This window comes from Rhodococcus sp. NJ-530, assembly GCF_003860625.1.
Taxonomy (GTDB): Bacteria; Actinomycetota; Actinomycetes; order Mycobacteriales; family Mycobacteriaceae; genus Rhodococcus_F; species Rhodococcus_F qingshengii.
This window is the reverse complement of the sequence record NZ_CP034152.1, coordinates 182807-194181: the sequence shown is the minus strand read 5'-3', so window position 1 is coordinate 194181 and position 11375 is coordinate 182807. Positions and strand designations below refer to the sequence as shown.

The following is an 11375-nucleotide window of genomic DNA, read 5'->3' as shown; positions in this document are numbered from 1 at the left end:
GTCAGCCCATCACGTCGTCGGCACCGGGGATGAGTCGGTGCTCGAACGGCGGGTTGACGGTTCCCCAGCGCAGGCACTCCCAACCGCCGTCGACCGAAGGCAACAGTTCGACGGTCTCGGTGTTGGCCAAGTGGTTGTTGGCTGCGAACAGACCGGGGACACCGGCAAGCTGGGCTGCGACAAGACGGATCGCCGCACCATGACTGACCACGACGATGTCGCCGCCGTCTCGTGAGCCTTCGAGAAATTCTTCGCGCAACGAATTGACGACGGGGACGTACCGCTCCAGGACGTCGTATCCCGTTTCACCACCGGGGATGCGAGCGCCGAGGTTGCCGGTGTGCCAGTGATGGAACGTCTCCATGAACAGTCGGTGCGCGGCCTCGTCGGTACGATCTTCGAGGTCACCGGCCTGCACCTCGTGCAATCCGTCCCGCACGTCCAGAGAGACACCGGCGGCCTGCTCCACGAAACCTGCTGTCTGCCGGGCACGCAAAGCCAACGACGATACGAGTGCCAGCGGCGGCGCCGAAGCCAGGCCGATGCCCAAAGTCTCGGCCTGTGCCAACCCTTCCGGCGTGAGCTTTGCTCCGGGTAGTGCGGTGTCGAGACGTTTGGCGACATTCGCCTCCGTCTGACCGTGCCGAACGAGGATGAGCCTTCCGGTCATCGTTCTCCCCCTCCATGCTTGAGTTCGTCGATCCACCGAATCGCTTCTTCGTCCGAAGGAGGTTGTGGCCCGGTCGAATTCGCTGTCGCCCACGACCCCAGGAAGCGGACTCCGGATTTACGATGCAGCGCACGCATCGCCTCGGCCACCAGCGAGTCCTCGACGTGTCCGACGCAGTCCACGAAGAACCGGTACGTGCCCAATTCCGTTCGCATCGGCCGTGATTCGATCCGAGTCAGATCGATACCGCGAGCGGCGAATTCGGAGAGTGCACGCACCAGGGAGCCGGGAGCGTTGTCGAGGTGAAGCACCAGCGCGGTGCGATCGGCACCGGTCCGCGCCGGAACCGGGGCCGGCTTGGTGACCAACACGAAACGTGTGCGGGCGCCGCCTACATCGGCGACGTTGTCCGCCAGGCTCTCGAGTCCGAGCATCTGACCGGCCAAAGCCGTGGACACACCGGCGTCGACGGTTCCGGCCTGCACATCCAGGGCCGCACCGGCGTTGGACGAGGCCAACACCACCTCGGCCTGGGGCAGGTTCTCGGCGATCCATCCGCGGACCTGCGCGCCCGCATGCGGGTACGCGCCGATCGTTCGGACCTGATCGGCGGTGGTCCCGGCCCGAACCAGGATGGAGAAACTCACGTCCAGATCGGTTTCGGCGACGATCTGCAGCGGCGAACCGAGAGCGAGTGAATCGAGCGTCGGAGCTACGCCGCCTTCCACCGAGTTCTCGAAGGGAACCACGGCTCCGTCCACGGAACCGTCGCGAACCATGTCGAGAGTCGCCGGCGGACTGCCGGCCGGTACTCGCTCGACGGTTTCGCCGAACGCGCCCTCAGCCTCCAACTGGGCGAGAGCTATCTCCGTGAAGGTTCCCGACGGACCGAAATACGCGATTCTTGGCACGCCTAAAAGATTACGCACCGACCCACGCCGGTCACTGCAAACCCGCGGCACGCAAAGCCGTTTCCACTGCAGGCAGATCCGCGACCTCGATCGTGAGCAGCACCTCACGCATGGCCGACGCGGCTTCGGGGATCAGCGCGGCAAGTTTTTCCGGCTTCGGATCGACCATCGCGGCGCGCACGTCGTCGCCGCGCAGTGCAGCGACGGTGCCACACAGCAGGGCGATCACCTCGTCGCCGTCGGCCGCGCGGGCTACGAAACCGACGGACTCGTGCGCGAGTACCGCCAGGAAATCAGCCACTTCGGTGGGCGTAAGACCGGCGGCGAGTCCGGGGATCCGGCCACCTTCGCACAGACGCAGCGCCGCTTCGGCGGGTGTCAGATCCTCTTCGCCGCCGTCGACATACACAGCGAGCGGAGCGGGCAGGCGCAGCGCGATCGCGTCGTCGATCTGGTCGGTGGTGACGTCGACGTCGAAACGGACGGCCTCGTACGACGCTTCCGTGTCCGCACGCAGTTCTTCCGGATCGATATCGAGACGGACGACAACCCGGCCTGCTGCTTCGCCACCGATCAGAACCGACGCCGGAACAACCGGGAGAAAGAGTGCTTCGAGGAGTCCGCGCGAGTTTCTCGGGGCGGGCAGCCCGAGTGAGAGAGGAATGGCCACAGACAAACCGTAACCCCGGCGCAGGCGGCGGATTCCACGCGAGTTGCGCAAAAGTCTTGCGATTCACACCGAAGCGCCTTAGGTTAGGGTTACCTCATCATCCGATGGAGTTCGAGAGAACACCCGCCAAGGGGGCAGCATGGCAACGAAGACCAGCACCGGCCCGTCCACCGCCGAACGCGTCCGCAGCGCCTGTGTGCGCGCACAAGACGCAGTTCTCGCCATCGAAGGCAGCGATCCCACCGTCACGTCGGTGCATCACCTGCGTTCGAACGGTGACGTCGTCGTTGCAGTCCCACATGCCTCCGCTGCTGCGGCTCTGGCCTGGAACTCCGGCGGCGGCGGCCTGCCTGCCGTCCTCGAGATCACCGATCACGCACCACTGCGGCTGCGTGAGCCCGTGCGCTCCCTCGTGTGGCTTCGCGGCTCGTTGCACGCCGTGCCCGACTACGAGGCACGCGTTCTCGCCGACGACGTCGCATCCGAACATCCACACCCGGGGCTCCTCGACATCGGCCACACCTCGGTCCTCCTTCGCTTGAGCCTGGCCTCGGCTGTAGTCGCTGATTCAACGGGGGCAGAACCCGTCGCCGTGGACGAACTGCTGAACGCCAGCCCCGATCCCTTCTGGGAAATGGAGACCGCATGGCTGCAGCATCTCGACGAAGACCACCGCGACCTCGTGGACCTGCTCGTGCGCAAGCTTCCCCCGTACATGCGCACCGGACGCGTTCGCCCACTCGGCATCGACCGCTACGGACTTCGCCTGCGGGTCGAGGATCACACCGGTGACCGCGACGTGTGGATGCCGTTCGCCAACCCCGTCGACGACGCTCCCGCGCTGAGCCGCGCCATCCGCATGCTGGTCGGGTGCCCTTTCCTCAACGGCCTCCGATCAGGCGGCGCATCAAACGGCTAGCGTTGCGCGGGTGAATGCCCGCGAAACCGTCCGCACGTGGTTACGGCCGCCGACTCCCGTCCCGGCCGGCCCGGCCCTCGATCCGACCGCCAGACGCGGAGTCTGGATCGAGATCACCATCGTTCTGCTGGTCACGTTCGGACTCAGCGGATTGTCCGGGATCCTCTCGCTCGCCGAATCCCTGGCGACGCCGGTTGCGCTCTCGGATCAGACGGTTGCACTCAACCCGTCGCGGGCCGCCATCGACTGGATCGACCTGGCACGCCAATTGCTGGGCGTCGCAAAGCTTCTCGCGTGGGCAGCGCTGGGACTCTATCTACTGTGGCGTTCGGGGATCGGTCCACGTGCTGCGGGACTGACCCCCAAGCCTCGATTCGGGCGCGACATAGCACCGGGATTCGGCCTCGCCGCTGTGATCGGTCTCCCCGGTCTGCTGTTCTATCTCGTGGCTCAGGCACTGAGCATCAACCTCACCGTCCAGGCCAGTGCGCTCGACGATCACTGGTGGCGGGTGCCGATCCTCGTACTGTCCGCGATCGCGAACTCCGGTGCCGAAGAGGTGCTGGTCGTCGCCTACCTGATCACTCGCCTCCGAACGCTGGGTTGGAGCGAGAACAAATCACTGCTCGCGTCGTCACTCCTGCGCGGCAGTTACCACCTCTATCAGGGGTTCGGTGGCGGCGTCGGAAACGTGATCATGGGGCTCGTGTTCGGCCGGTACTGGCAGCGCACCGGGAAACTCTGGCCGCTGGTCATCGCCCACGCTCTCATCGACATGGTGGCGTTCATCGGTTACGCCCTCCTGCGCGATCACGTCTCCTGGCTGCCGTGACCGGTACCGTGAACTGGTGACCGGCGACTCCGAATATCCTCAGCGCCCTCCGCGGCGCCAGCCGCCAGGGCCACCTCCGCGTGGACCGATGCCTCCGAGGCAGAACCCTCCACGCCAGAATCCACCCCGTCAGGGCCCACCCCCGCAGCGGCGTCCACCGATGCCGCCGGAAGGGCCGACGGTCATTCGCCGCGACGGACGCCCGCAGCAGCAGAATCCGGCCAATCAGGCCTGGTCACAGGTCCCACCACAAGCGCCGCAGCAGCCCAGGCGTGAGGACTGGGCGCCGACCCAGCGCCCGCAACCGTTTCAGGACGACCCGCGCAGGCAGGGGCCGCCGCGTCAGGATCCGCAGCGCCAGGCGAAGTACGCGCCCGCACCGCCGCGCCGAACCCCGCCGAACGCCCCGCCGCGCCCTCCAGAACCTCCGAAGCAGCGCCGCCCCCGCAAGCGTCGTAGCTGGGGTAGACGTATCGGCATCACGTTGTTGGTCTTGCTGCTCGCGCTGGCCGGCGCGATCTACTACGTCGACAGTTCGCTCAATCGAATCGACGCGCTGCCCGACTACGCGGGACGCGTCGCCGATACTCCGGGCACGAACTGGCTGATCGTCGGGTCCGACAGTCGTGAGGGGCTCACCCCAGAGCAGGAGCAAGCCCTTGCGACGGGCGGCGACACCGGTCCCAAGCGCACTGACACGGTCATCTTGGTCCACGTCCCCAAAAGTGGGAAGACGACCATGGTCAGCATCCCTCGCGATTCGTACGTTCCGATTCCCGGCTACGGCTCCGACAAGATCAACGCCGCCTTCGCCTTCGGTGGCGCTCCATTGCTCGTGCAGACCGTCGAAGAGGCAACGGGGCTTCGCATCGACCACTACGCCGAGATCGGATTCAGCGGGTTCGCCGGCATCGTCGACGCCGTCGGTGGCGTCAACGTGTGCCTGGCACAGCCGATCGACGATCCGCTGGCCGGGATCAACCTCCCCGCCGGATGCCAGGACTTGAAGGGTTCGGACGCACTCGGGTTCGTGCGAACTCGCGCGACGGCGCTCGCCGACCTCGACCGCATGAACAACCAGCGCCAGTTCATGTCGGCGTTGCTGTCGAAGGCGACGAGTCCGACCACGTTCCTCAATCCGTTCCGGTTGTGGCCACTCGTCTCGGATACCGCCAAGTCTCTACAGGTCGACGAAGGCGATCACATCTGGAATCTGGCCTCACTCGCCTGGGCGCTTCGCGGCGGGATGACCACCACGACGGTTCCGGTCGCCGGTTTCGAGGACGTGGACGGGTCGGGCAACGTGTTGTTGTGGGACAAGGCGCGCGCTTCGCAGTTCTTCGACGCCCTGGCCAACGATCAGCAGATTCCACAGGATCTGATCACGACGGGGTAATTGCCCTGAGTTCCGGTAGTACCGCGGGAGGACAGGCCCGGCGAACAAATCGCTTTCCGGCAGGACGCGGAACGGCCCGCCGAAAAATACCGTGAAGGTATGAACACAACACACCGCCGATTCCGCACTCTCGCCGTCGTTGCCGCCGCCGTCGGAGCTGCTGCACTCGTGACGTCCTGCTCCGGAACCTTCGAGAAGTTCGACGAATCCAAGGCGTACAAGAAAACCGAAACCTTCTCTTTTGCACAAGCATCCAACGGAATCGACACACTGCCGAGTTGGGTTCCCGCCGGCGCAACGGGTATCGACGAGGTCATCCGCACCACCGGCAACGAACGCATCCTGCGAATGACTGCGAACATCGCGGAGATAGATCACAACAGCTGCATCGCACGACCCACCGTCGAAACTCGTCCCGCATCGTTGTCCGCACAGTGGTGGCCGACGGGGGTCGAGAAGGGCAGTTCTTTTCAGTGCGGCGATTGGTACGTCGGCGAAAAGGACTCGTTCGTCTACGGGTACCGACCGGAAACTGTGGGCTTCGTCATCGATCAGCTCGACAAGAAGTAGCTCCCTCTCAGCGGCGACGACCCAGTAACCTGTTGGGATGACACAGGCGAAGAACTCGAGCGAATTCACCACTCTGCTGCGTCAGCAGATCCGTAACGAGTTCACTGCATCGCAGCAGTACATCGCGGTAGCGGTGTACTTCGATGCACACGATCTTCCGCAGATGGCCGCGCGCTTCTACAGCCAGGCCACCGAGGAACGCGGTCACGCGATGATGATGATCCAGTACCTGCTCGACAACGACCTCGACGTGGACGTTCCGGGCATCGACGACGTCGTGACGAAGTTCGACAGTGTCCGGGCTCCGGTCGAGTTGGCACTCGAGCAGGAGAAGACGGTCACGGAGCAGATCACGCAGCTGGCACGCACCGCGCGCGATACCGGCGACTACCTGGGCGAGCAGTTCATGCAGTGGTTCCTCAAGGAACAGGTCGAGGAAGTGGCAAGCATGACAACACTTCTCACCATCGTCGACCGCGCCGGCGACAACCTGTTCCACCTCGAAACGTTTGTCGCACGCGAGATGAACACCCCGGCCGCTGCCGACGCAATGGCGCCGACGCCCGCCGGCGGCGGCGTCTGAGGGCCACCGGCCTACCGAGTCTCAGGCCGCTCGGCGGCGTTCAGTGATCTGAGGAAATTGTTGTACGCCTCAAGATCACTGTCGCCGTCGATCTCGGCGCGGCGGTCCAGGTCGGCATTCATCCGTTTGTCGTCGCGGTTCCAGCGCATCGCGAAGATCACGACCACCACCAGCGCGACGGGCTCTCCGTACGACCACGCGAGGGCGCCCGCCAGCTGCTGATCCTGCATCACGTCCACGCCCCACTCCGGAGGCGGATCCACGAACGTGGTCAGCAGCGGCTTTGTCGCCATCATGAGTACGACGCCGATGAACACGTGCAGCGGCATCTCCACGAACAGGTCGAAACACCGGCCGAGGTAGCTCTGTCGCACCGGCAGTGGGCCGGTGGCGAGCACCGGCATGATGAATAGCAGACCGCTGGCGAGAAAGAAGATCTCGAGAAAGACGTGTCCAGCCGGTAACGCCGAGACGGTGTCGAAGATCGGCGACAGGTAGATCCCGTAGTAGCTGAACAGAAATACCGGGATCGTGAACCCGGGGTGCAGCATCCACCGCGCCGGACGGCTGCGCAATGCCGAGAGGGCAAGCGCGAGAATGCCTTTTCCTATTCCTCGGTGCGGCGTCGAACGTAGTAGCAGCAGTCCCGGCGAGCCCAGTACCCAGAGCGGCGGGATCGCCATCGAGAGCGTCAGGTGTTGGAACATCCAGACGCTGAAGAGTTCGTAGCCGTAGCTCTCGACCTTCAGTCCGGTCACCGCGATCAGCAGCAGGCACCCACCGAGGAAACACGCTGTCCGATGCCACGGCCCTGGTCGCCCACTCGCGCGAACTCGCTGAGCGCCAGTCCAATACCAGAGTGCAAGAACAACTCCCAGGGCAGGAAGAAGCGGGAGGGATGAGGTATCCCACTCCAGCATCTGCCCGATCGACGGCGGCGGCGTGTCATTCACGAACGCTTCACCGGCGGGTCCTCCTTCGTCTCCATGCGGGTACCGTCGACTCTACACCTAACTACTATGTTGGATAGTATTTAGGAATTCGACGGAAGGTACAGGTGCACAGCAGTGTCCAGAAGCATGAAGATATCCGCCGCCCTGATCGCGGTGTTCGCGGTAGCACTGATCACGTTCATCACCGTCGATCCGATTCGGGCAGACAACGAGAACGCCGATCGGGCAGCACAATCCACCGCCGTCCTCACCGACGACGCGTACCGATTGACCTCGGCCGCCGACGGCAAGGTGAACCTGGTCGAGTTCCTCGACTTCGAATGCGAAGCCTGCCTCGCGCTGTACCCGACGATGGAGCGGATCAGAGCGGAGTACGAGGATCGAATCACGTTCGGCATCAGATACTTTCCGATTCCGAGTCACACCAACAGCACTCTCGCGGCGCAGGTCGTCGAATCCGCATCTCGCCAGGGCAAATTCGTCGAGATGTACAAGCGAATGTACGAGACGCAGTCGCAATGGGGTGAATCCGCCGAATCACAGGAGGCGCTGTTCCGTTCCTACGCACAAGATCTCGGACTTGACATGGCCCGATTCGAATCCGACCTCGGCAGCCGCGGCGTCCGCGAGCGGGTCGAGCGCGACTTCGAAGAAGGCCGACGCCTCGGCGTCCAAGGTACTCCGACGCTGTTCCTCAACGACGTGAAGCTGGACCAGATGCCGAGCTACGAGCAGTTGAAAGCCCAGATCGATTCGGCCTTGGGAGAATGATCAGGTCAGAACAGCGCAGATCCCCGCGGAGACGGCCACCGTCACGGCTGCGGCAACGGCCGTCGTGACAGCGGCCGGCGCACAGGCCGCCACCGCGCAGGTCAGTCGCCGAGGCGACGCCACGTCGCCGTCGACCAGGGAACTCAATCGCACCGCGGTCGCGCCGCCGCGATCGCTCAAGCTCCAGTCCGGCTGAGGAAGCGGCGATTTCGACACCACGGCAAGGGCGGAACGCACCGCAGCCGGGCTGGTGACGCGAGCGGCATGTCTGTCCGCCGACAGTTCGACGATCGCGCCGACGGCAGCGGGTGCCGCCGCGAACAACGGCACTCGCGGAAGAACAGCGGCCAAGACTTCGCACGCACCGACAATTCGGTGATGACCGCCGCTCAGGTGTGCACGCTCGTGCGCGAGGACAGCATCACGCTCGCCTCCACTGAGAGCGGATGACAAGCCTTGCGTCGCAACAACAAATCCAGGCTTTCCGGCGACGCTGTACGCCATAGGCAGCGGATGATCCAACCACAACACGTCGGACTCCGAGTTGTCGCGGCGCGCGACGATCGAGAGAACATCACGATGGAAATCTCGGACCCTCGCATGCTCACGTGCCTGCTTGCGGCCGGCCAGCGCGATCCGAACGGCGATCACACCCACCACAGCAACGGCTGTGCCGGTGATCAGTTCACCCACCCATGAACTCGTGCCGTGCGCGAAGGCGCTGAAACACCGAGCGATACCGTCGACCAGCCCCTCGACCGGCGCGTGGCTCGGCCACACCAGAACCAAGACCGCGGAGAGAGCGAGATACAGAGCCGACGCCATGCTGCCGAGCCACGCCGCGAGCAGCACCGCCGGTGACAACGCCGAGGAAACGGCTCGCAACACTCTCGGAACCAGGAATCCCACGAGCATCGCACCGAGAAACATCGGCAACGCCAACGTCATTGCACACCTTCCCCGGAAAGACCCCGGCGCAGGGCCTCGTTCTCGGCATCTGTCATGGTCTTGGCGAAGTGCAACAGCACGGCAGCGGAATCGGAACTGCTGTCCAACAATTCGCGCAGTGCTCTGGATGTGGCCTCTTCACGGCTGCGACTCGGCCGATAGAAGTAGGCGCGACTCTTCTTCTCACGACTCACCCAGCCCTTGTCGTAGAGATGCGTCACGACGGTCAGGATGGTGGTGTACGCAAGTTGTCGACGCTCACCCAGGGTCTCGACCAGATCCTTGACCGAGAGCGCGTCGTCGGACTGCCAGAGCACATCCATGACCTCGGCTTCGAGTCCGCCAAGCCCCTGCATTGCTCCTCCATCGCGTCGTGACAGAACTTCAGTCGCCCGTGGTCTTCTCCCCGAACGACACGCCCCGGGAATTCAGGTACGCGAGCGGATCGGTCTTCTGTCCGTCAGATTGCCACACCTCGTAGTGCAGGTGTGGTCCTGTCGATTGTCCACGATTGCCCACGGTCGCGATCAACTCACCCGCCCGCACCTTCTGACCCGCAACCACGAGCGCCTCGTTGATGTGTCCGTAGACGCCGACGGTCCCGTCGTCCTGCTGGATGCGGACCCAGAGCCCGAATCCCGCGGCGGGACCGGATTCGAGCACAACACCGTCGGTCGCCGACACGATGGGCGTTCCGATCGCGTTCGCGATGTCGAGACCGTAGTGGGTGGTTCCCCACCGTGGACCGAAGTTGGACGTCATCGTCCCGCTGACGGGGGCCATCACCTGTGGCTTTTCGGCCTCGAACGCCAGCGCCGCTCGCTCGGATTCGAGTTGTCGCGTCTTGCCGAGTTGTTCGGCTATTCCAGCAAGATCCGTCGGCCGGACAAGGTCGAGGATCTCCGGCGCCGACACCGCAGATGCATCCTCGACTGCAATCGGCGGCGGCGACGCGTGCCCGATGGAAGTGCCGGACGCGAGGATTGCACCCGTCGCCACGGAAACCGCGGCCATGCGCCCGCCGGGTCTGATCGGCTCGGATTTTCGATGTCTTCCCACTTCTCGGTCCTCGCGTCGATGACAAATGAAGGTCTACGCCGCCACCTTACAACTATGTTGCATAGTTTTTAAGACATGCACTATTGCGCATATATGCATATGTGTCTAGGCTGGCGTCGACGAAAGGACCTTCGATGTCACACGGACACGGGCACGGAATCTCCCCCGCCGAGGCTGCGACCAGCAACAGCGGCAAGCATGTCAACAAACTGTGGATCGCCGCCGGCCTCGGGTTGGTGACCTTCGTGCTGCAGGTGACGGTCGGCCTCTTCACCTCGTCACTGGCCCTGCTCTCGGACTCGGCGCACGTGTTCACAGACATCTTCGGCATCTTCATGGCGCTCGCCGCGATCCTCGTCGCACAGCGTGCCGCCCGGCGCCCCGACCGTACTTTCGGCATGTACCGCACGGAAGTGTTTGCGGCACTGGCCAATGCGATCCTGCTCTTCGCAGTCGCCGGGTGGGTGCTCTACGAGGCCGCCAGCCGCTTCACGGATCCGCCCGAGGTTCCCGGCCTTCCCGTCGCGACAGTCGCCGTCGTCGGTCTGGCGATGAACGTCATCGCCTTCCTCATGCTGCGCAGCGGCGCGAAGGAAAGCATCAACATCCGCGGCGCCTACCTCGAAGTCATGGCAGACATGGTCGGGTCCATCGGCGTCCTTGTCAGCGGCTTGGTCACGCTTGCGTTCGGTTGGCGCTACGCCGACCCCGTCATCGGCGTCGCGATCGGCCTCTTCGTCTTGCCACGTGCCTTCAACCTGGGCCGCCACGCCGTCCGCATCTTGCTCCAGCAGGCTCCCGATCGCATCGACATCACCTCGATCATCGAGAAGATCAACGCACTCCCGGGCGTCGTCGACGCGCACGATCTGCACGTCTGGACACTCACCTCGGGGATGGAAGTTGCTTCCGTTCACGTCACCGCGGTCAGTGACGCCGATCCCACAACGGTGCTCGCAGCAACCCGAACCTTGCTTGCCGAGGTATTCGAACTGGGGCACGCCACCGTACAGGTGGAACTACAGGGAAGCGACGGTAAATGCGCGGAACTCGCCTGGTGAAATGGACATTCCTAAATGAAACATTCGAATTC

Annotated in this window: 14 protein-coding genes; 7 read left to right on the top strand and 7 right to left on the bottom strand. The window is 64.1% G+C overall.

Annotated elements, in window-relative coordinates:
* Position 1: 1 nt before the first annotated feature.
* From EHW12_RS00900 to EHW12_RS00890, 3 genes are read right to left on the bottom strand one after another with little or no spacing between them, the layout of a single operon-like run.
* A complete protein-coding gene (locus EHW12_RS00900; protein ID WP_007736019.1) occupies positions 2-670 on the bottom strand; it encodes a histidine phosphatase family protein in 669 nt (222 codons plus the stop codon).
* On the bottom strand, positions 667-1581 hold the full coding sequence (pheA, locus tag EHW12_RS00895) for a prephenate dehydratase (protein ID WP_007736017.1): 915 nt from the start codon (positions 1579-1581) through the stop codon (positions 667-669). The genes EHW12_RS00900 and pheA overlap by 4 nt, the downstream gene beginning before the upstream one ends.
* A 31-nt stretch (positions 1582-1612) precedes the next feature.
* Positions 1613-2251: a hypothetical protein gene (locus EHW12_RS00890; RefSeq protein ID WP_007736015.1), complete on the bottom strand. Its 639-nt coding sequence runs from the start codon at positions 2249-2251 to the stop codon at positions 1613-1615.
* Between the two features lie 139 nt (positions 2252-2390).
* Here EHW12_RS00890 and EHW12_RS00885 point away from each other — a divergent pair, with 139 nt between their 5' ends.
* The 5 genes from EHW12_RS00885 to EHW12_RS00865 all read left to right on the top strand — a co-directional run bounded on the left by EHW12_RS00885 (position 2391) and on the right by EHW12_RS00865 (position 6551).
* A complete protein-coding gene (locus EHW12_RS00885) occupies positions 2391-3170 on the top strand; it encodes a DUF2470 domain-containing protein (RefSeq protein WP_003945406.1) in 780 nt (259 codons plus the stop codon).
* Positions 3171-3180: 10 nt separating this feature from the next.
* Positions 3181-4002 carry a type II CAAX endopeptidase family protein gene (locus EHW12_RS00880; RefSeq protein ID WP_058227346.1) on the top strand — a complete coding sequence of 274 codons (822 nt, stop codon included), beginning with the start codon at positions 3181-3183 and terminating at the stop codon, positions 4000-4002.
* Between the two features lie 160 nt (positions 4003-4162).
* On the top strand, positions 4163-5398 hold the full coding sequence (locus EHW12_RS00875) for an LCP family protein (RefSeq protein WP_174519508.1): 1236 nt from the start codon (positions 4163-4165) through the stop codon (positions 5396-5398).
* Between the two features lie 99 nt (positions 5399-5497).
* On the top strand, positions 5498-5968 hold the full coding sequence (locus tag EHW12_RS00870) for a hypothetical protein (RefSeq protein ID WP_125050177.1): 471 nt from the start codon (positions 5498-5500) through the stop codon (positions 5966-5968).
* A gap of 37 nt (positions 5969-6005) precedes the next feature.
* Positions 6006-6551 carry a ferritin gene (locus tag EHW12_RS00865; RefSeq protein WP_003944176.1) on the top strand — a complete coding sequence of 182 codons (546 nt, stop codon included), beginning with the start codon at positions 6006-6008 and terminating at the stop codon, positions 6549-6551.
* A gap of 11 nt (positions 6552-6562) precedes the next feature.
* On the opposite strand, the gene EHW12_RS00860 is transcribed toward EHW12_RS00865, so the two are convergent.
* The gene (locus tag EHW12_RS00860; protein ID WP_125050176.1) at positions 6563-7504 is read right to left on the bottom strand and encodes a cytochrome c oxidase assembly protein; all 942 of its coding nucleotides are present in this window, start codon (positions 7502-7504) and stop codon (positions 6563-6565) included.
* Positions 7505-7630: 126 nt separating this feature from the next.
* On the opposite strand from EHW12_RS00860, the gene EHW12_RS00855 reads away from it, so the two are divergent.
* The gene (locus tag EHW12_RS00855; protein WP_030535837.1) at positions 7631-8275 is read left to right on the top strand and encodes a thioredoxin domain-containing protein; all 645 of its coding nucleotides are present in this window, start codon (positions 7631-7633) and stop codon (positions 8273-8275) included.
* Here the strand turns inward: EHW12_RS00855 and EHW12_RS00850 are convergent, their stop codons facing one another.
* Genes EHW12_RS00850 through EHW12_RS00840 form a run of 3 tightly spaced genes read right to left on the bottom strand, consistent with a single transcriptional unit; the run spans position 8276 to position 10237 of the window.
* Entirely contained in the window at positions 8276-9223 is a 948-nt protein-coding gene (locus EHW12_RS00850) for a M56 family metallopeptidase (protein WP_125050175.1), read from the bottom strand.
* Positions 9220-9579 carry a BlaI/MecI/CopY family transcriptional regulator gene (locus EHW12_RS00845; protein ID WP_003944179.1) on the bottom strand — a complete coding sequence of 120 codons (360 nt, stop codon included), beginning with the start codon at positions 9577-9579 and terminating at the stop codon, positions 9220-9222. Before EHW12_RS00845 ends, EHW12_RS00850 begins: the two co-directional genes overlap by 4 nt.
* 28 nt (positions 9580-9607) lie before the next feature.
* Positions 9608-10237: a M23 family metallopeptidase gene (locus tag EHW12_RS00840; protein ID WP_042453198.1), complete on the bottom strand. Its 630-nt coding sequence runs from the start codon at positions 10235-10237 to the stop codon at positions 9608-9610.
* Positions 10238-10416: 179 nt separating this feature from the next.
* On the opposite strand from EHW12_RS00840, the gene EHW12_RS00835 reads away from it, so the two are divergent.
* A complete protein-coding gene (locus tag EHW12_RS00835) occupies positions 10417-11343 on the top strand; it encodes a cation diffusion facilitator family transporter (protein WP_003944149.1) in 927 nt (308 codons plus the stop codon).
* Positions 11344-11375 lie beyond the last annotated feature (32 nt).

What these genes read in the sequence shown, in the direction of transcription:
- EHW12_RS00870 (WP_125050177.1), top strand. Translation starts at nt 5,498, where the DNA reads ATGAACACAACACACCGCCGATTCCGCACTCTCGCCGTCGTTGCCGCC.
- EHW12_RS00840 (WP_042453198.1), bottom strand. Translation starts at nt 10,237, where the DNA reads ATGGCCGCGGTTTCCGTGGCGACGGGTGCAATCCTCGCGTCCGGCACT.
- EHW12_RS00865 (WP_003944176.1), top strand. Translation starts at nt 6,006, where the DNA reads ATGACACAGGCGAAGAACTCGAGCGAATTCACCACTCTGCTGCGTCAG.
- EHW12_RS00850 (WP_125050175.1), bottom strand. Translation starts at nt 9,223, where the DNA reads ATGACGTTGGCGTTGCCGATGTTTCTCGGTGCGATGCTCGTGGGATTC.
- EHW12_RS00855 (WP_030535837.1), top strand. Translation starts at nt 7,631, where the DNA reads ATGAAGATATCCGCCGCCCTGATCGCGGTGTTCGCGGTAGCACTGATC.
- EHW12_RS00875 (WP_174519508.1), top strand. Translation starts at nt 4,163, where the DNA reads ATGCCGCCGGAAGGGCCGACGGTCATTCGCCGCGACGGACGCCCGCAG.
- EHW12_RS00900 (WP_007736019.1), bottom strand. Translation starts at nt 670, where the DNA reads ATGACCGGAAGGCTCATCCTCGTTCGGCACGGTCAGACGGAGGCGAAT.
- EHW12_RS00885 (WP_003945406.1), top strand. Translation starts at nt 2,391, where the DNA reads ATGGCAACGAAGACCAGCACCGGCCCGTCCACCGCCGAACGCGTCCGC.
- EHW12_RS00835 (WP_003944149.1), top strand. Translation starts at nt 10,417, where the DNA reads ATGTCACACGGACACGGGCACGGAATCTCCCCCGCCGAGGCTGCGACC.
- EHW12_RS00845 (WP_003944179.1), bottom strand. Translation starts at nt 9,579, where the DNA reads ATGCAGGGGCTTGGCGGACTCGAAGCCGAGGTCATGGATGTGCTCTGG.